19 protein-coding genes are annotated in these 17549 nt (G+C 52.0%); 10 read left to right on the top strand and 9 right to left on the bottom strand.

The window, feature by feature from the left end:
- Window positions 1–8: 8 nt before the first annotated feature.
- Window positions 9–440 (bottom strand): tripartite tricarboxylate transporter TctB family protein, encoded by a 432-nt coding sequence (locus NHF56_RS03295; RefSeq protein ID WP_252801542.1) that lies wholly within the window; start codon window positions 438–440, stop codon window positions 9–11.
- A gap of 83 nt (window positions 441–523) precedes the next feature.
- Window positions 524–1507, bottom strand: a complete 984-nt coding sequence (locus tag NHF56_RS03290) for a tripartite tricarboxylate transporter substrate binding protein (RefSeq protein WP_252801540.1) — start codon at window positions 1505–1507, stop codon at window positions 524–526.
- Window positions 1508–1610: 103 nt separating this feature from the next.
- Here NHF56_RS03290 and NHF56_RS03285 point away from each other — a divergent pair, with 103 nt between their 5' ends.
- From NHF56_RS03285 to NHF56_RS03275, 3 genes are read left to right on the top strand one after another with little or no spacing between them, the layout of a single operon-like run.
- Entirely contained in the window at window positions 1611–2285 is a 675-nt protein-coding gene (locus NHF56_RS03285) for a response regulator transcription factor (protein ID WP_252801538.1), read from the top strand.
- Entirely contained in the window at window positions 2282–3673 is a 1392-nt protein-coding gene (locus tag NHF56_RS03280; RefSeq protein WP_252801536.1) for a sensor histidine kinase, read from the top strand. Before NHF56_RS03285 ends, NHF56_RS03280 begins: the two co-directional genes overlap by 4 nt.
- Window positions 3670–4740: an ABC transporter substrate-binding protein gene (locus tag NHF56_RS03275; protein ID WP_252801535.1), complete on the top strand. Its 1071-nt coding sequence runs from the start codon at window positions 3670–3672 to the stop codon at window positions 4738–4740. The genes NHF56_RS03280 and NHF56_RS03275 overlap by 4 nt, the downstream gene beginning before the upstream one ends.
- Window positions 4741–4879: 139 nt before the next feature.
- Here NHF56_RS03275 and NHF56_RS03270 read toward each other — a convergent pair whose 3' ends face one another.
- The 4 genes from NHF56_RS03270 to NHF56_RS03255 form a co-directional block, all read right to left on the bottom strand.
- Window positions 4880–5506: a hypothetical protein gene (locus NHF56_RS03270; RefSeq protein ID WP_252801533.1), complete on the bottom strand. Its 627-nt coding sequence runs from the start codon at window positions 5504–5506 to the stop codon at window positions 4880–4882.
- Between the two features lie 196 nt (window positions 5507–5702).
- On the bottom strand, window positions 5703–5912 hold the full coding sequence (locus NHF56_RS03265) for a hypothetical protein (RefSeq protein ID WP_252801532.1): 210 nt from the start codon (window positions 5910–5912) through the stop codon (window positions 5703–5705).
- Window positions 5913–5915: 3 nt separating this feature from the next.
- Window positions 5916–6140, bottom strand: a complete 225-nt coding sequence (locus tag NHF56_RS03260; RefSeq protein WP_252801531.1) for a DUF2188 domain-containing protein — start codon at window positions 6138–6140, stop codon at window positions 5916–5918.
- A 13-nt stretch (window positions 6141–6153) separates the two neighbouring features.
- The gene (locus tag NHF56_RS03255; protein ID WP_252801530.1) at window positions 6154–6432 is read right to left on the bottom strand and encodes a hypothetical protein; all 279 of its coding nucleotides are present in this window, start codon (window positions 6430–6432) and stop codon (window positions 6154–6156) included.
- A gap of 139 nt (window positions 6433–6571) precedes the next feature.
- Between NHF56_RS03255 and NHF56_RS03250 the strand changes: the two genes are divergently transcribed.
- From NHF56_RS03250 to NHF56_RS03240, 3 genes are read left to right on the top strand one after another with little or no spacing between them, the layout of a single operon-like run.
- Entirely contained in the window at window positions 6572–7147 is a 576-nt protein-coding gene (locus NHF56_RS03250; RefSeq protein WP_252801529.1) for a hypothetical protein, read from the top strand.
- On the top strand, window positions 7144–7569 hold the full coding sequence (locus NHF56_RS03245; protein WP_252801527.1) for a hypothetical protein: 426 nt from the start codon (window positions 7144–7146) through the stop codon (window positions 7567–7569). Before NHF56_RS03250 ends, NHF56_RS03245 begins: the two co-directional genes overlap by 4 nt.
- Window positions 7566–8360: an ImmA/IrrE family metallo-endopeptidase gene (locus NHF56_RS03240; RefSeq protein ID WP_252801526.1), complete on the top strand. Its 795-nt coding sequence runs from the start codon at window positions 7566–7568 to the stop codon at window positions 8358–8360. The genes NHF56_RS03245 and NHF56_RS03240 overlap by 4 nt, the downstream gene beginning before the upstream one ends.
- A gap of 371 nt (window positions 8361–8731) precedes the next feature.
- Here NHF56_RS03240 and NHF56_RS03235 read toward each other — a convergent pair whose 3' ends face one another.
- Window positions 8732–9688 carry a patatin-like phospholipase family protein gene (locus NHF56_RS03235; protein ID WP_252801524.1) on the bottom strand — a complete coding sequence of 319 codons (957 nt, stop codon included), beginning with the start codon at window positions 9686–9688 and terminating at the stop codon, window positions 8732–8734.
- 44 nt (window positions 9689–9732) lie between these two features.
- Here NHF56_RS03235 and NHF56_RS03230 point away from each other — a divergent pair, with 44 nt between their 5' ends.
- The 4 genes from NHF56_RS03230 (at window position 9733) to NHF56_RS03215 (ending at window position 15003) form a co-directional block, all read left to right on the top strand.
- Window positions 9733–11907 (top strand): AAA family ATPase, encoded by a 2175-nt coding sequence (locus tag NHF56_RS03230; protein ID WP_252801522.1) that lies wholly within the window; start codon window positions 9733–9735, stop codon window positions 11905–11907.
- A 110-nt stretch (window positions 11908–12017) separates the two neighbouring features.
- A complete protein-coding gene (locus NHF56_RS03225) occupies window positions 12018–12686 on the top strand; it encodes an Arm DNA-binding domain-containing protein (RefSeq protein ID WP_252801520.1) in 669 nt (222 codons plus the stop codon).
- A complete protein-coding gene (locus NHF56_RS03220) occupies window positions 12629–14284 on the top strand; it encodes a type I restriction enzyme endonuclease domain-containing protein (protein ID WP_252801518.1) in 1656 nt (551 codons plus the stop codon). Before NHF56_RS03225 ends, NHF56_RS03220 begins: the two co-directional genes overlap by 58 nt.
- An 8-nt stretch (window positions 14285–14292) precedes the next feature.
- Window positions 14293–15003: a M48 family metallopeptidase gene (locus NHF56_RS03215; RefSeq protein ID WP_252801516.1), complete on the top strand. Its 711-nt coding sequence runs from the start codon at window positions 14293–14295 to the stop codon at window positions 15001–15003.
- Window positions 15004–15128: 125 nt separating this feature from the next.
- Here NHF56_RS03215 and NHF56_RS03210 read toward each other — a convergent pair whose 3' ends face one another.
- Together NHF56_RS03210 and NHF56_RS03205 are read right to left on the bottom strand one after the other, a co-directional pair.
- The gene (locus tag NHF56_RS03210; RefSeq protein ID WP_252801514.1) at window positions 15129–15593 is read right to left on the bottom strand and encodes a hypothetical protein; all 465 of its coding nucleotides are present in this window, start codon (window positions 15591–15593) and stop codon (window positions 15129–15131) included.
- Between the two features lie 405 nt (window positions 15594–15998).
- The gene (locus NHF56_RS03205) at window positions 15999–17360 is read right to left on the bottom strand and encodes a hypothetical protein (protein WP_252801513.1); all 1362 of its coding nucleotides are present in this window, start codon (window positions 17358–17360) and stop codon (window positions 15999–16001) included.
- Window positions 17361–17549 lie beyond the last annotated feature (189 nt).

Raw genomic sequence — 17549 nt, 5'->3', positions numbered from 1 at the left:
AGCCTCCCTTAAAATCCAAGTGGTCCCTTGGCGAGCGAAAGGCCAAGGATCAGATGGAAAACGACATAAATGCCAACCGAAATCGCCACACCGGCAATGACGCCTCTCAGGGGCTCTGCGCCAAGACGCCAGGACAGGAAGGCAGCCGCAAGCGCGGTCGCGATCACGAAACCGGCAGCAGGCAGGAGATAAACATAGGCAACCATCACAGCTGCCGAAATTCCGATTTCCAGAAGCTTCGCAGCCTGCGGCCAATGCGGATTGGCATCCGGTGAAAAAATCATGGCAAGGCTTGCCAGCGCCAAAACGATACCAATCATGATCGGAAAGGTTTTAGGCCCCACCGGATCGGTGATGAAGCTCAGCTCAACCAATGTCGATTGCCATATGTAAAAGGCAGCAACCAGCAGCCCTATGCCGCCGAGAATACGGTCGCTCATATCTCCCCCTTCGCGCGATGCGCAGAACAGAAAAGGCCGCGGACAGAGCTAACCGTCCGCGGTTTATGTCAAATATGTGAGGTTTATTTCAGGATACCGATTTCCTTGGAAATCGCCTGGATGTCGGAGACTGACTCCTGAACAAATGCCTGGAAGTCAGCGCCGCGCTTGTCGAGCGGTGCAAGGCCGTTGGCAGCCATGGTCTCTTTCCACTCGGCAGAATCATAGACCTTGCCGATAGCATCCACCCAATAGTTATAGGCATCGTCGCTCATGCCGCCGGGGGCATAAAAGCCACGCCAGTTGGCACCGATCACATCAATGCCCTGCTCCTTTGCCGTCGGGAAGGATGCAAAATCGCCTTCCAGACGCTCAGGTGCCAGAACCGCAATCACCTTGATGTCGCCGGAATCAACAAAGCCCTTGGCTTCCGATGCATCGCCTGTGAAGGCTGCAACAGAGCCCGCCAGAAGCTGGGTCACAGCCTCGCCACCGCCATCGAATGCAACATACTTGACCGTGCGCACGTCATCGATACCGGCCTTCTTGGCCGCCATGAGAACCTTCAGATGGTCCCAGCCACCCACCGCAGAACCACCTGCGATCGGCGCGGAAGCCGGATCAGCCTTCAGCTTTTCCATGAGTTCCGGCAGCGTATTGATCGGTGAATCTTTAGCAACGGCGATGATACCGTAATCGGCACCAACGCTGGCAACCCAGCGCACCTGATCCATCGTGTTGCCCGGAAAAGCGCCTTGGGCCAGACGGGTGGACGTGGCAGACGAGGCCGCCACAATAAGATCATTGCTGTCATTGCGCTTGTTGACAACAGCGGCATAGGCAACACCGCCACCACCGCCGGCCATATTGGTGACCTGCATCGTGCCGGGAACCAGCTTCAGATCCTGGAGGGTCTTGCCAACCTGACGGCAGGTAAAGTCCCAACCGCCACCCGGATTCGCTGGCGCGATACATTCGGTGGCTTCCGGTTCAAAAGCAAAGGACGGCGCAGAAAACGCCATGACGACAACGGCTGCAGCAGCAGCCTGAGCGAGAATTTTTTTCATATTATCCTCCTGATGGGATGGGCTGCCTCCACAGCCATGACTTGCTTGTGCTAGAAGCGTAACCTGTCATTAACCTGTCAAAGTGCGGGGATTCATTTCTCAGATGCGTTTTTTGCTTGTGGAAGATACGGGCGATGTCGCCGAAGCCATCGCCGAGCGGTTTTCAAAGGCCGGCCATGTGGTTGAGCTTGCAGGCAATTTGTCCGACGCAGAACAGCTTTGCGATTTCAACGACTATGATCTCATCATTCTCGACGTGAACCTGCCGGACGGGATCGGGTTGGATCTTTTGAAGCGGTTGCGTACCCGGCGCAGTGGTGTGCCGGTGTTGGTGCTGACAGCCAGGCTCGCCGTCGACGACAGGATCGGCGCGCTCGATCTCGGCGCAGACGACTACATGGTCAAACCCTTTGATCTCGGTGAACTCGAAGCGCGCACCCGCGCCATCCTGCGCCGCAAGGCCGGCAACACGACGCCGGTGCTGGAGGCCGGCAACCTGCGTTTCGACATGGCTGACCGCAGCGTAACAGTGGACGGTGAACCCCGTGAACTGACCCGGCGCGAGCAGATACTGCTTGAAATTTTTCTGACCCATAAAGGGCGCGTTCTGGACAAGAGCGAACTTTTGACCAAACTCTTCGGCCTTGAAGCCGAAAGCAATGCCAATGCCGTTGAGCTTTATGTCGGGCGACTGCGCCGCAAGATCGAAGGCAGCGACCTGGAGATCAGGACATTGCGTGGGCTTGGCTATCAGGCACGGCTGGCGGAGAGACAATGATCAGGCTCAGTCTCATTTCGTCCTCGGTCGCCTTCCGTCTCGTGATCGTGGTCACGGGCTTTCTGGCGCTGGCCGCCTGTGCCGGCGTTTATGCTGCCTACAGCTACGGACGGGCAGCAGCTGATCAGGCATTCGACCGCCTCTTGACCGGCGCGGCGCTGCAGATTGCCGAACGCATATCCGTCGATGATGGGCGAACGGTTGTCGATCTGCCGCTTTCGGCCTTTGAATTGCTTTCGCTTGCCCCTGATGACCGGGTCTTTTATCGGGTGGTTGGCCCCAGGGGCAACACGCTCACCGGTTTTGACGCGCTCCCCCTGCCGACAGCCGAGACAACCGGCAATAAGATCATCTATGAAACCGCCTATCGCGGTGTTCCGGTGCGCGCAGTCGAGGTGCGGCGCAGGCTGGCCGAACAATCCATTTCCGGCCAGACCGCAGTTATCGTGGCACACACGATGGATGCGCGCGCCGGCCTTGCACGCGATATTGCCGCAAAGGCGATGGCTGCAGTGGCGCTTGCCACACTCGTCATCATTCTCATCACATTCTGGGCCACCCGCTTTGCGCTGAAACCGCTGGACCGTATCGAAACCTCCATCAAGGCGCGCGACCCTACCGATCTCAGCCCCTTCACCGGCAAGGCACCGCGTGAAATCGAGGCGCTGGTTGCCGCAATCAACCATTTCATGGGCAGGCTCGACAGCCGGGTGCGCGACATGCAGGATTTCGTGGCAGACACTGCCCACCAGATGCGCACGCCAATTACCGCCATGCGCGCCCAAACCGAGCTTGCGCTCGAAGAAGACAATCCGCAGCGGCTGAAAGCCACGCTCATTAAAATCCGCCGCCGTGCGGTGGGCGTGAGCCGCTTGATGGAACAGCTTCTCAGCCAGGCGCTGGTGATCCACCGCTCCGACACCGTGCCGCTGTCCAAAACGGACCTGCGTCGCATTGCGCTCGAAGCCGAGCGCGAATACCGCACATCGTCGCTCAAACAGGGCGACGGCATAGAACTCGACTTTCCCGAGGACAATGTGCCGGTCATGTGCGACCCCTTCAGCCTGCGCGAAGCGATCAAGAACCTGCTTGCCAATGCCTTCACCCACGGTCAGCCGCCAGTGACGCTGAAGGTGGAAATTAAGGACGGCTTCGCGCTCCTGAAAGTGTCGGATCGCGGACCGGGCCTGAGCGCCGAAATTACCGAGAAAGCCGGTGACCGCTACATTCGCAACGAAGACAAACCCGAAAGCGCAGGCCTCGGCATCTCCATTGTCCGCCAGGTTCTGAATTCGCATCAGGGCGAACTGTTCACCTGGCGCGCCGAGGATAGCGCGCTGTGGCTTGGCTTTCGTCTGCCGCTGGCAAAGGAGGGGGCTGACGCATGAAATCTGCGCTAAGTAACATCGCAATCGCGGCAATGCTGCTCGCGCCCACCCTGTCTCATGCCGCCACGACCGAATTTCCCGCCAGGCGCGAAAGCAAGGGCGCAACGCTCAGGATCGCGTCGGTCACCGACCTGCCGGTTTTCCGCCCGATGATCGACGCCTTCCAAAGCCGCTATCCGGATATCGCCATCTCCTATGAGGAAAGCACATCCGACACACTGGACGTTGTGCTGGAAAAGGCCTGCCTGGAGGAGAAAGACTTTGCCGATCTCGTCATCTCCTCCTCCCTGCCCCGGCAGATCTGGTTCGTCAACGAAGGCTGTGCCGAGCCGATCGATGAGGTCGCGCAAGGCGGCCTGCCAAACTGGGCGCAATGGCGAAACGAGATCAACGGCCTGACCTATGAGCCCGCCGTGATTGTCTACAACAAGGCTGCAATCCCGCCGGACAAGGTCCCCCGCAACCGCTTCGACCTCATCGACCTGCTGCGCAGCTCGAACACCTATAACGGCAAGGTCGGAACCTACGATATCGAACGCTCAGGCGTCGGCTATTTCTTTGCCTTTGAAGATTCCGAACAGGCCAGCACCTGGGGCCGGCTCCTGGAAAGTTTTGGCCGCAACCGGGTGAAACTCTTCTGCTGCACGGGCGAAATTCTCGATCGCGTCGCCGACGGAAGGCTCCTCTTCGGCTATAATGTGCTTGGCTCCTATGCGCTGGAGCGCATGCGCAAGGACAACCGCCTCGGCATCATCATGCCGTCGGACTACACATTGGTGATGAGCCGCACCGCCTTCATCCCCAAGACCGCCAAAGCCAAGGCCGCCGCCAAGCTCTTCATCGATTTTGTCCTCTCTCGCGAAGGCCAGTCGATCCTCGAAGACAAGATGAACTTCACCTCATCCCTGCGCGGCGCAGAAGGCCTGAAAGACCAACTCACCGGCGGCATAGACTCCCTGCGCCCCATAGCCCTCACCCCCGCCCTCCTCGTCCCCCTCGACCAGGAAAAGAAACGCACTTTCATCGAACAATGGCGCCAATCGGTAAACCCGGACCGGGGACCGTGAGGGGGGCTTAGCAGAACACGCAAGCCATCCTTCAGCTCTTGAAATTTACAGAGGCTGCCTGGAATGCAATCAAGGGGCGTTTCGTATGAGCGTCTCGGTCATACAGAAAGAGCGTAGCCGTTTCAAAAGCTGACCAGCGTCAATGGATGCCTGCAGTCCTGGCGCTCACCCCTCTAGCGACATTTGCGGCTTTGACGACAGCATCAAGCCTTTGCTGGGCCTTTCCGTCCAGCCTTACAAAGCGCGTGCGCATCTTGTCATAGAGTGCAGGCGTTTCTTCAAGCTCTTCTTCGATGAATTCCAATTCCTCGATCATATCGCTGATCTTGCTCAAGGCTTTGTCGACCGCCAGATCACCGGCGTCAAAGCCACGCATATCGGCCACAAAGCCACAGAGAAACCCATCATCTAGTTCATCCAGCCGGCGCTCCACCATTTGCTTGAGCCCTTCAATATCGCCAAGCCCCGTGCGCTGCGAGAGGTTGAGTCGCTTGCCTTCCATATTCATCTGCGCAAGCGTATTCCACAGCGACATGATCATCCCCAAAAAATCGTTCGGTGCGTCCTCGCCTTCGAATTCCGGAAATTCGTCGTCCCACATGGATTTGATTTCCTGAATGGGTGAAACGCCCAAGGCGATTGTCGTGATCTGCCCCCACATGCGAAACTTGACCGACTGCAAAGTCATGGGGCAATCGTATTTTTCGAGGAACGCCGCGAATGCCTCATCGCCGGGATAGGGAATTTTGGGTGGAGTGACCATCATGGGAATTGTCTCGCTGATTTGCGAGGGCGTCATAGTACTTGCAGGCGCTGCAAATCCAGCAGCCTTTGGCAATGGGTGCAGGCGAGAAGGAAGCGAGAGGGCTGTTTGTCGGGAAGTGAATTTCAGGAAAGAACGAAAAAGGCGCGGCGATAATCAAGCCGCGCTATTTTTTTGAGAAGGCACTCAGTTAAGAGCTTTATTTTTCCAATCGCTTTTGCAGGCGACTAATATTTTCAGGGCTACCTTCAAATTCAAAGCCCTGACTAGTCTTTTTAATGCGAACGCCCGACGACGACGCTGCCTGACGTAAATTGCGTTCGATCTTTTGGTTCATGTCACGAACCATCGCGTCGGCCAACGAGCGCCCGTTGGTAAAGGTTCTTCCATTGAATTTCATCTTGATCATAGGTCAGCCTTTCGGTGGATAAGGATCATTGCCATAGCTCCAAGCCTCGCGAAACTTGGCGTCTTGGCCTTGAATGCGGAACTCCGCACCCTGATTGCGAGCAATGTCGCGGCCATATTCAATGGCTTCACGTTGAGTATCAAACGCCTTCGTGAGACGTTCATTACCCTCGCCGCGTACACCCCAACCTTCGCCATTCTTGACGACATATTGATTTTTACCGGTCATTCCGCGCTCCTTTCTAAGCAGCCATCTTATCAGTGCGAGAATTGATCCAATCCCAAGCCGGTTGAGGCAGCCAACCGCTATAGTCACGGGTAATTCCCACAATGAAGAAATTGTCGTTGCCATCTGCAAATGGAGCAATCTTGTCCCAAATGCCCTTGGCCGTGAGGCTGGTGTCAACCAACCAATAAGAGTCGAGATAGTGCCACCAGGCGCCACAGCTCTTGATTGCATCATGAAGATCGCTGTAATTTTGCCCGGGACGGTTCAAGTCGTAGTTAACTGAGTAGATCATGGTATTCCTCAAGGTATGCGATCAGCCAAGTCTTCGGCCTTAACTTCCCATGCTGAAAAAATGTCGCGGCTCGGACATGCCGTCTGTCCGTGCGAAGGTTTTTTTTCAGCATAGGACTTCGAGAAAAGGTGTTGAGCAAATGGACAGCATAGAAAAGACCGGCGCCTTGACGCCTCAAGAACTCGAGGAAGCAATCAACGAGTTTTCAGACGCGGATTTGCTTCGCCTCAAAAAGGTGTCCCAGCTTTACGCGCACTATCCCGTTGAACCGGAAGAGCTTCTACAAGAAGCGTATTGTCGGGCCTTGGCCGGGACCAGAAGCTGTCCAAGAAATGTGAGAGTAGTAAAATTTATCGCGGAAGCGATGCGCAGCATAGCTCACAATGAACTTCAAAAGATCGAAAACCAGCGCGAAGAGATTTCGCTGCAGGACGAAGAATTACAAAACTCGGTGGCGCTTACGCTCAAGGAACCGAGTCCAACCGCAGAGGAAAGGATGATCACAAATGAAACAGTTCGTGGCACAGAAAACAGACTGCTGGACCTATTCGATGGAGACGAAGAAGCACAGCTCATTGTCATCGGCATGTTGACCGGTTCTGAAGGAGCGGAACTGCGGTTGGCAACGGGGCTAGACCAAACCAGTTTCAACACTAAACGGCGTTACATAAGGCGGAAATTGAATGACGCAAGACAGAACGGGTTCACGCTATGACAGACAAGAGATACGACGAAAGAAGGAAGTTGGTGTCGCTCGCCGACGCACTCTTCGACGACCTCTTCTCTATGTCAGATGAAGAAATCATCGCCGAAGTCAGGGAGGCTGGGCTAGACCCCAAAATAGTCGCTGATGAGATGAGAGTAAAATTCAGCGAAGCTTCAATACTCGCAGGCAAGGAGCGCATGAAGGCTGCAAAAGCTCGACTTCGCTCCGCCGAACAGCACCACCGTACCGAGCGAAACACAGATATCGCCGTCGCACGACAAAGACTGCGTAATGCATTGTCGCAAGAGGGGGTATCTATGGCCGCACGAAATGAAACGGAAAATGAGTTGACCGATGAGGAGGTTCTACGAAAATACAATGATCTAATTCGCCTGGGTGTAATCGATCCAGAAAGCGACGGCGACACATGAAGGTAATTAATCCTGCCGAGCGGCTTTTGAAGTCGCTCGGTGTCACCGAGCCCGCTGAAATTGATCTGGAAGCCATCGCCTACGATCAGGGTGCCGAGGTGCGATATTGCAATCTATGCGGATGTGAAGCCGACATTCTCGGCTATAAAAACAGAGCAATCATTTCAGTTGATGAAAATAAGGCACCTCAACGTAAGCGATTTTCAATCGCGCATGAACTGGGGCATTGGCATTACCACCGTGGCAAAAGACTGCAATGCCGAATAGAAGAATATCAGCCTAAGCAAAAAATACAGGCCGAGCGAGTGGCAAATGGTTATGCTGCGTCCCTATTGCTTCCGCATTACCTTGTCTTGCCAAGAGCGCGAGACCGAAAACAACTCAATTTCAAAGTCATCGAAGAATTCGCCAGGGACTTTCACACAAGCTTGCCCGCGACAGCAATTCGCTTAGTTGAGGCCGACATTTGGCCCTGTATGCTGGTGTGCCACACTCGGACAGGTCGACGTTGGTTTACTCAAGCACCTATGTTTCATAGGCGTTGGTTCCCACGTGACGAACTGGACGCACAATCCTCAGCATTTGACACATTATTTGGTAAGTCTGAAGGGGGTAGTGTCCGGCAGCTTATAGGCGCTGATGCATGGTTTGATCGGAATGAAGCGCAGCGCTACGAGATTTTTGAACAGGCGAAGCGCATCAACAGTGATGAGGTACTCGTTCTTCTCACAATCAAAGACAACAAAATGATAGAAGAGGAACCAGAATGGTCGAACCGAAGACGCTACTGATCCAAACCTAGACGAGGAACATCGGTTAGGCCAGTTTCACACCTGACACCCAGAATGGCACCCGGCCCATCTACGCATGGGTTTCCCGTCGCAGAAAAAGACGTAAGCATCTGAAATATTTAAATGTTTTTGGTAGCGGAGGAGGGATTTGAACCCCCGACACAAGGATTATGATTTGGCCAAGGTGTCTGCGCGATGTGGTTCAGGTGTTAGCAGCTTGTTTCGGTAGATCATTGAATTGGTTGAAGTCGGGCTTTCCGATCTATCCCGAGTATTTTCAAATGCGTTCATTCAAGCGCAGCGATTTTAGCTCCCCTGTGGCACCCAAGTTAGAGTAACCACACACAACCGAGCATTTTGCGACTGTTTGACTACACCCCCTCCAGCAACATCTTCTTGATGTCATCAAATTTTGCTCTTGCTGCCGCTTGACCATGATCGTAGGTCTTTGCAAGAGTTTCAGAGGAATTGTCTAGCAGGCCACCGATTTTCTCTGTAGGCCAAATAATAACTGCACGACCAGCCTGCTCTTCGTTGATTGCTATATCAATCAGTCGATTCAATTTAAAAGGCTTTAGGGCGTATTGAATATATTTTGATGCACTTAGCTTACGTCTCTTGAATGGAAATACGAAAACTAAAAACAGCAAAGAAACCAAAACATACCTAAACTTCTTTAGAAGGTTTGCCTTCCCTTTCGTGAGGATAATCACCTTTTTTGAGGAAAGAATTTCAGGTATATCAATAGGTAGCGGATCTAGAGCCGCCGCATCCAAATATGTTTTGCTTTCAAGTGGCACGACCGAGTCAAAGATTAGTGGCGCAGCACTGGCAGCCTTAATCACTTCGTACAAATCGAGCTTCTCCACCTCACGCAAATCCCGGCGTGTATCATCTGATACCGGTCGATTAGTGAAATAGACAATCTGTTCTGATTCCGAATCTTGAACGGGCAAAAAGCACTGAATTTTATGGTGCTTCACTTTGCTTTGATCGATTGGGGTCTCTTTCTTAAATATTGTCTCGACCATGAAATCCAAATCATAGAGGGGTTGGTCTCGATAGAGGTCACCAACGCCTTTGAAATTCATAAATCGTGGATCAGTAAGAAGCGTCGTCCACATTTCTTTGCCAGGATGGTGATCCCCCATGGCGAGATAGTAGACAACGTTACCGGCGCTCGCTGACGCTCCAACCATGTAATCCAGATCATTGGCAAAATTTGGAAATTCACGCAGCACCTCATCGGCCGCACCGGCAATAAAACCAGCCTTTATCCCTCCATCCCCGAGGATCATTGCTATCTTGTTTTGTGTTGATTTTTCCATGGCAGGTTGTAGCCTCTCTAAAGCACTTGGCCGGGGTTTTAGCTGTGAAATTTAACGAATTCAACGCAGATGTCAGGGAAAATTCTACCACAAATAATTTCTGGGATTTCTGTTATCACCATCGCTATGTCCAGCTGCTGCTGCCGATCCTCGGATTGTTCGGTGCAGCAGATTTCTACAGCGCCTACCAAGATCAGAAATGGCCATGGGTATTAATTGGATCCTGCATAATTACGCTGTTGGTTGTCATCCTTGCTTGGAAAAAGGTGTCGCCAGTAGAGCTTCTAAGTCATATTTCATGCCGTCACTTTTATCCTTTTCTATCAAATATCACGCATGAAGAGCGCGAGAAATTCTTACTAAATCGAATTGGTCTTCTAAATGATCTCGAAAACAAGATTATCTCACTACAGAAAACGCATCTTATTATAATAGGAGAAAGCGGCGCCGGAAAATCCACGCTCAAAGAAAATTTCAAGGCCAGAAATAGAGAAAAAAAGATCATAGAATTAGAATCGAACTCTGCTGGCTTTGTAGAAGTTATTGATGCAATTCTCGCCAAGGTTGGAAAAAGCGATAACGTTCAAGCGCAGAGCTTAGTTACTGAAATTATTTCAAATGGTGAGGCTAATCTCAAATCAGCAATCGATAGGCTGGTTGGTCTCCTGTTCGAAGAACCAACAATTTTGATCTTCGACCAATCAGAACGGCTTAGCCCCTCGTTTCAAAGTCTCTCTAAAAAGGATCGGAAGAGAACAACCGAGCTTTTGGAAAAGCTGAAAGAAAGCGAATTCTGCAAGACGATATTCACCATAAGATCGGACAGGATTGATGGCCTAATCTCGATGTTAGGTGAACGCGGCTTCGAGATATTTTTTGTAGAGGGTTTTGACGCAGAGGATGATCTAGGCCTCGCAGAGCGGATTAAGATAAAGCTTAATAAGCTTCAAGTAAATGACACCGATACAACCTGGATTTTAGATAATCTTACTGAAAAAGGTACAATAAACGCATTTATTTTCCAACTCGCCGGATACTTAATTGAAAGCATAGGAATAAAGAAAATAAAAGCAATTGGCGGACGTCTGTATTCGGGAGAGAAGATGTTTCTCGAGGCCTATATCGGCTCGCTGCTAGACGAATTCGGCTACGTACAACATGATCATCTAAAGTCCGCAGATCTCGAGAACATACTTTTCTGCGTTGCAAGCTTCAACAAGCGCAAGAACTCTGCCCTTAACATCAAAGACTTGACACATATAAGTCACCTACCCGAATCCAAGTGTGAGAGATGCATTCAGTTTCTCAGGGACAAAAAAGTCTTCGATGAAAGAGATATAGAGGATCACAGGCTCAGGTTGGTACACGACCTCCTTATGGACCACCTCATGGCTAGAGAACCTAGATTTTTGCCACCCGAGCAAAGAATCGCGATCGAGCAAATAGTAGATCGATCCTCTTCCGAAAAACCGGCATTCACATCCTTAGATTACGTGTCTCCCTTTCTGAATTTTGCTCGTAGAGACGAAAATGGCAGTATTGACATTGGCTTGCCGGAAACCCTGCTATTATGGTTTTTTGCAATCGTCTATTTTTGGAGAATTGCGTTTCCCGAACAGGCATTCAACTTGCTGCTGCCTATAAATGACTATTTTTCGGGAGTGTATCCGGGGATCGTGTTTCCACCAGAAACCGCAACATATATGTTTATCCCAACTGCTTTTACACAGTACATTTGGGTGTCCATCATATACGGGCTCAACAGGGAATTCTTCTACTACCTCAGAAAAACTAACGAGATAAAATACCTGTATTTCTTTAGCAAATTGATTGGACCATTTGGGGCCCTCTTGGGTTTTCTGTTTAGCTTCATACCATCGTTTTTTGTAATCCCAATTGCTTTGCCAGGAGCAATACTCGGATCTATTTACATTTTCATTTCGGTGAAGAGCAAAAGCAACACAGCGATATACAAGTATTTATCACTAACTGGGATAGCAACTATCGGTAATATGATAATATCGCTCGCTGTTGTCTATTTCTTGATTCAAACCGTGTCACACCCCTCAAACGATCATGTCCGCCAGCATGTACTTACAGTAACTTTTATTTCTGGCCTTTTTTGCTACTTCGCTTATCAAATGAGGCTAAAACAGGGTTCAATCTTGGGAAGAACGGTACTGACGACCATGTATGCGGCGGGACGCGTCAAGTCATAGATTCGCGAGGTTTTGAAAAGAGAGCGTTCTAAGTAAACAAGCTAGACAGCGACAAAACCCTCTCAAACCATACCCTGACAATCGGACGTTGCAATCTTATTTTGCGCGTCATGAAGAAAAACCTGACGCCCAAACTGATTGAACATTTGCCGCCTGCGTCTGGCAAGCGCTACGAGGTCCGCGATGAATTGCTGACCGGGCTGTTGCTTCGTGTCTCAGCCACAGGTGCAAAGGTCTGGTATCTGGCAACGCGCATCGATGGCCGGTCCCGGCGCATCAAGCTTGGGTCGTGGCCAATCCTGTCGCTGAAGGATGCGCGTGAAAAGGCGCAAATGATCCTGCGCGATATTCAATTGGGATTGTTTCAGAAGCGCGAGGATGAGCCAGCGCCGAAATCCTTGACGCTTGGCGACGTCATCCCTCAGTTCATCGAAAAGCACGCCAAACGGCACACCAAGGACTGGAAGGGAACCGAAAGCGTATTGCTGCGCATAAACAAGCTTCATGGGCTGAAGATCGACGCTATCAAACGTGCCGATGTCATTCGCGAGCTTGAACGCCTGATATCTGACATTGAGGACAATGGTGGAAGAGGCACACGGGCAAACCGTGGACTGGCTGCAATCAAAAAACTGTATTCATGGTGCATCGATCAAGGCGTTGTCGAAATATCGCCCGTGGCCGGTCTGAAACCGCTCATCAAGGAAGTCGCCCGCGAACGATGGCTGTCCGATACCGAAATCAAATCCTTCCTGATGGGATGCGAGGCGGAAGGTTAGCCGACATCAAACGCAAGATGAGCCGAACGCGTGAGATTGAAGGTATTGAGTCTCGATTACAGTCTATTGCGCTAGACGTCAGTCAGCACTTTGCGGCCAATTTCAAAGGGACAGGACTCAAGGGGCAGCTTGCGGCGCCCTCGAAGCGCGCTGCGATTCAGCTCAAGAAGCTGATGGACACATTCGGTCTGGTCACAACGGAGGTTGTCATTTCGCCACCGGAAATGCGCGAAAGCGACGACGAGATCGACGAGGCTGACGATGATCTGGTCCGCAGCTTCTGGCGCAAAATGATGGATCGCTATAGCGGCGAAGAAGCCTACAACAAGTCGATTGTTGAACAGTTCAAGGGCCCTGGCGATCCGGATATCATCATTGTGGTCGACAAGCTGCTTACAGGCTTCGATGCGCCAAGGAACACTGTTCTCTATCTTGCTCGGAAATTGAAGGAACATGGGCTCCTCCAGGCCATAGCCCGCGTCAATCGCGTGTTCGACGACGAGGATGCACCTGAGAAGCCGTTCGGCTTTATCATAGATTACAACGGCATTCTCAAAGACCTCGGCGAGGCTCTGGCGAGCTACGACGCATTGGAGAATTTCGAAGACGCTGAAATCGCCCAGAGCGTGGTGGCGATCAGGGAAGAAGCCGAAAAGCTGCCGGGTGCGCATGCAGCGCTTCTTGATATCTTCAAATCCGTCTCCAACACCTTCGACGCCGAAGCATACGCCCGGCTTCTTGCGGAAGAAGACGTGCGCGCCGAATTCTATCGGCACCTTTCCGCATTCTCGCGCACGTTTATGATAGCGCTTGCCTCTCCCAGTTTTGTCGAAAACGCAAAGCCGAGCGAGTTGCAAAGATGGCAGAATGACCTGAAGCGCTTCACCTCTCTAAGGGCATCTGTCAGCCTAAGGTACGCGGAACGGGTCGACTGGAAGGACTATGAAAAGCGCATCCGCCAGTTGCTTGACCGACATGTGAACGCGGGGGAAGTCGTCCAGCTCGTCGAACCCTTGAACATCTTCGATGACATCGCGATCGACGAACGGCGCGCGGAAAAACAGGAAACGGATGCGTCGATCGCTGACACGATCGCTCACCAGCTCACCCGATCGATCGAGGAAAAATGGGACGAAGACCCTATTTTCTTCGAGAAGTTTTCCAAGCTCATTCGCGAAACTATCGACGACTTCCACAAGGGCCGCATAGAGGAACTGACGTACCTCGCGAAAATTCGAGGCATCAGGGACAAAGTTCAACAACGTGAAGACGACGGAGACTCTCCTCCCGAAAGATTGCACGAAGACAGCCATGCGACCGTATTTTGGGGATTGGCACGACGCGATTTAGTGTCAGCCGGACTGGACGATCCCGAACTTGCCGCCGATATAGCATTGGAGATCAGCACGATCATCACCAAACGTCGAAAGGTCGGATGGCAGAATGACCGGGACATCGAGAACGCCATTCGTAACGATATCGATGATTTCTTCTTCGAGGAGCTCCGAGACAAGCGTGGGCTGATGGTCGATCCGAAGATACTCGACACCGTTGTCGACGATGTACTGGCTTCAGCGCGGGTCCGTATGGCGCAATGAGCGAACCCATGTCACCCGAGATTGAAATCAGATGGGGCGAGCGTTCGACGCAGGCGATCCTCAGACGCTCCACACGGCGCTATCTGAAAATCGAGGTCATACCAACTGGGCACGTAGTTGTCACCGCTCCAGAGGACGCTGGTGCGCCTGAGATAGCAAAGCGGGCGTCGCGAAAAGGCGAATGGGTTTTTCGTGAGCTGGACAAAATTGCGGGACGCCCCTCGGTTACACCGGTTCGTCGTTACGTTTCCGGCGAAAGCCACCTATTTCAGGGAAAGCAATATCGACTAGCGCTAGAACCCTCGAATGACCCGCATGTCCGGCTTGATGGCGACCGAATGATCCTGTTTGCTCGGAACCCAAATGACGGCTCTCACTGCCGGCGCGTGCTCCTAGGCTTCTATCGCCTTCAAGCGAGAGATGTGTTTCCTGCTCGTCTGGCGGCCATGCTTCCACCTTTCGAGCGCAAAGGTCTTGAACGTCCACACTTAGTCATCAGGGCGATGTCAAAGCGTTGGGGAAGCTATACGGCTTCCGGGCGCATCGTGCTCAACCTTGACCTTATCCGCGCCGCACCTGACTTGCTCGACTACGTGATCTGTCACGAGCTCGCGCACGCGTTCCATGGGGACCATGGATTTGAGTGGCGAGACTTGTTGGCAACAATTATGCCTGATTGGGAGACGCGGAAAGCTCTGCTTGAGCGAAAGCTTCGGTAGCATTTATGCAACTCTAGCATATTGCGAACCCCGCTACACGAAACCAAATTCATCGGATGCAATCGACACCCAGAATGGCATCCAAGTCCTTTGCGCGCGGACCTGTCGGCAATGGCCAAGATAGTTCAGCCAGAGAGGAAAAACCAAGGAACTACATAGCTTTCAAATTCATCGCAATTTTTCGGCTCCAGACCTAGCTCCTTGCCACTGTTTCGTGCGCGTTCGATCCATTCATATGCTTCGTCAATTTCGAAGACCTCGAGCGAGTTACAATCGCGACCCACGTCGTGATGCTTCAGGCGGTTACGAGTAAAGTTCCAGGTCTTAAATGCTTCTTTTCTAGTGATGTTGTCAGCCAATAGTATACCCTTTTGCCTGACAGCTTCAATTTCTGCCCAAGTGCGGTCCGCGGGCACTTGACCACCATTGGCCTCTATCACTCCACAGAATATCGCGTCGGCGGCGCCGGCGAGTGTAATAGCTGATAAATACCTCCCCGAAATAAAAAGGCTAATGGCATCCTCAAGCTGGGTAACCGCAACATCTGCTTTGAGATAAACAGCAGCCGCATGTTCAGTATATTTCCCCATATGGCCATTCCCCTTGACTATATCGGGAATTTAATCCCCTGTGTGGATGGCATTTCGATCGATCGCTAGTTTATGAATCTTGGATTCCGTCCTCCATCCATCAAATGAACGCCTGACGACCGACCAACAATATCAACCTGACACCCAGAATGACACCCCGGCCAATCCGCGCACAGATTTACCGCCTTCGAAAAAGACATAAACATCTGAATTATTTAAAGATTTTTGGTAGCGGAGGAGCGCTACCGCCGATCCACACACCTGCCGGAAATACGCTATCGTCTTCAATTATTCTCTCGACGTCTATCAGCCTAGCAATCTTATGTTAAAGCGAAGCGGACAGACCTCAGATTTAGCCTGCGAAATCTCTGCGTATATTGGGTTGCAGAGTGGCAGAAGTTGGCATCAAATATCACCTTCAAAATGGAGGGTCTGTGTATCCCGCTGTTTTCCAAGGGTCCCATCCTTACGAAACCTCGTGCCATTGATGATAAAGGTCACACCCTTATCACTCCCATAAAGGCTGACCTCACTTACCGACAAACGAAGAAGGCGCCCCCGGTTTTCCGCTACCACGATATCTCCGGCTTCAACCCCGAGGATGGATCGAGCCAAGGCAGATCGCTCTGCCTCCAGCTCAGTCTCCCATCGTTCCATCTCATCCTGCACATGCGCCCAGGCATCTCGCGCGACTCGAAACCGACCTTCCTTGCCGAACCAGATGCTATCTGCCAACGCTAGTGTCTGACCGGGCATTTCTCGCTCCATTCCATAAGCGGTATTCGAAATCATGTCATAGACTTGATCAAGTTCCATCAAAGCTTTGAGGCGCTCCCGGTATGGCTTGACAGCGGCGCTGGAAATCTGGGGCGACAGCGGCACATCCCGTAATATCATGTAATCAATGGGCATGATTTCCCGCAAACTTAATCGACTCGTCACGAAGCGCTCCGCAGGCTCATCTTCGCGCCATGAATTTCGGGTAGCTTCAACCCACAACTCAGTTTTTGAGATGCACAACAAACTCTCCAGAAAGAGACGTGCTTCGGGGCCATGAACATGACGGACGGACCACGCGTGATCGCCCGTCATCAGCGGTAAAACGACATGAGACAGACTGCATTCCCGGACAACGCGGACGAGGGAAGCGATCCTTTCCTGCAACGGCGCTGTCAAACGCACCAGAACCGCCGGGCCTGTGGCCCTATGCCACCTTTGACTGGTTTCGCTTTCGAACATCAACAGCTGCGCGCGGGCCATCGGCATGAGTTTTTCGACGAGCTTCGATGCACTTGCCTGGACGGATTGGTTCCATCGCGTTGCCACGGTCCCATTCTTGACCCAGACATGCCCTCGGCTCTGAACAAGGAGCAAAATCTGAGAAGCGATGTCAGCATCGAGATCTGGCAATCGTCGCGCCCGAATTTCAGCCTGATTGATAGCAACACCCTGGCGTTTTAGGTCCGACAGAGCAGCTTGGTAAAACTGTTGCTGGAGCTTTGACAGCACCTTTGCAGACTTGGCTCGCACAGCTTCACGTCGCCTGCGATCAACCTCATCTTTAAAGGCAGCCAACGGGGGACGTCGGAGCACCTGTCCCGATCTGACTCTGGCCCAATAACCGCGCGCCGGCTTAGGAACCTGAAGCCGAGCGCATAACTTGGCAATCGCCACGTCTGATACAGCGAGTTCTTTCGCTACCTCTTGGGTGGGCTTTTCCCAAACCAATGCAAATAACTCTTCACGAGAGATATTTCGTTTTCGCATGCACATTCACCTTTTATCCGTCCAAATAACTGACAAGCGGGACTATCAGAGGAAGTGCAAGTAGCGCCCTGGAACATTCAAAAGAGGCTCATTAAATTGCGGGCTGCAGAAAATCACACCCGAGTTATTGTGCGATGAGACCGCTATGCGCCAAGTTCAGAATCTCTTAAGGTCCTAGCGTAGGTACTC

This window comes from Rhizobium sp. L1K21, from assembly GCF_024055895.1.
Taxonomy (GTDB): domain Bacteria; phylum Pseudomonadota; class Alphaproteobacteria; order Rhizobiales; family Rhizobiaceae; genus Ensifer_A.
Note: the sequence above shows the minus strand (reverse complement) of the source record. Positions and strands in the feature narration are given on the sequence as shown.

What these genes read in the sequence shown, in the direction of transcription:
- NHF56_RS03295 (WP_252801542.1), bottom strand. Translation starts at nt 440, where the DNA reads ATGAGCGACCGTATTCTCGGCGGCATAGGGCTGCTGGTTGCTGCCTTT.
- NHF56_RS03290 (WP_252801540.1), bottom strand. Translation starts at nt 1,507, where the DNA reads ATGAAAAAAATTCTCGCTCAGGCTGCTGCTGCAGCCGTTGTCGTCATG.
- NHF56_RS03285 (WP_252801538.1), top strand. Translation starts at nt 1,611, where the DNA reads ATGCGTTTTTTGCTTGTGGAAGATACGGGCGATGTCGCCGAAGCCATC.
- NHF56_RS03280 (WP_252801536.1), top strand. Translation starts at nt 2,282, where the DNA reads ATGATCAGGCTCAGTCTCATTTCGTCCTCGGTCGCCTTCCGTCTCGTG.
- NHF56_RS03275 (WP_252801535.1), top strand. Translation starts at nt 3,670, where the DNA reads ATGAAATCTGCGCTAAGTAACATCGCAATCGCGGCAATGCTGCTCGCG.
- NHF56_RS03270 (WP_252801533.1), bottom strand. Translation starts at nt 5,506, where the DNA reads ATGATGGTCACTCCACCCAAAATTCCCTATCCCGGCGATGAGGCATTC.
- NHF56_RS03265 (WP_252801532.1), bottom strand. Translation starts at nt 5,912, where the DNA reads ATGATCAAGATGAAATTCAATGGAAGAACCTTTACCAACGGGCGCTCG.
- NHF56_RS03260 (WP_252801531.1), bottom strand. Translation starts at nt 6,140, where the DNA reads ATGACCGGTAAAAATCAATATGTCGTCAAGAATGGCGAAGGTTGGGGT.
- NHF56_RS03255 (WP_252801530.1), bottom strand. Translation starts at nt 6,432, where the DNA reads ATGATCTACTCAGTTAACTACGACTTGAACCGTCCCGGGCAAAATTAC.
- NHF56_RS03250 (WP_252801529.1), top strand. Translation starts at nt 6,572, where the DNA reads ATGGACAGCATAGAAAAGACCGGCGCCTTGACGCCTCAAGAACTCGAG.
- NHF56_RS03245 (WP_252801527.1), top strand. Translation starts at nt 7,144, where the DNA reads ATGACAGACAAGAGATACGACGAAAGAAGGAAGTTGGTGTCGCTCGCC.
- NHF56_RS03240 (WP_252801526.1), top strand. Translation starts at nt 7,566, where the DNA reads ATGAAGGTAATTAATCCTGCCGAGCGGCTTTTGAAGTCGCTCGGTGTC.
- NHF56_RS03235 (WP_252801524.1), bottom strand. Translation starts at nt 9,688, where the DNA reads ATGGAAAAATCAACACAAAACAAGATAGCAATGATCCTCGGGGATGGA.
- NHF56_RS03225 (WP_252801520.1), top strand. Translation starts at nt 12,018, where the DNA reads ATGAAGAAAAACCTGACGCCCAAACTGATTGAACATTTGCCGCCTGCG.
- NHF56_RS03220 (WP_252801518.1), top strand. Translation starts at nt 12,629, where the DNA reads ATGGCTGTCCGATACCGAAATCAAATCCTTCCTGATGGGATGCGAGGC.
- NHF56_RS03215 (WP_252801516.1), top strand. Translation starts at nt 14,293, where the DNA reads ATGTCACCCGAGATTGAAATCAGATGGGGCGAGCGTTCGACGCAGGCG.
- NHF56_RS03210 (WP_252801514.1), bottom strand. Translation starts at nt 15,593, where the DNA reads ATGGGGAAATATACTGAACATGCGGCTGCTGTTTATCTCAAAGCAGAT.
- NHF56_RS03205 (WP_252801513.1), bottom strand. Translation starts at nt 17,360, where the DNA reads ATGCGAAAACGAAATATCTCTCGTGAAGAGTTATTTGCATTGGTTTGG.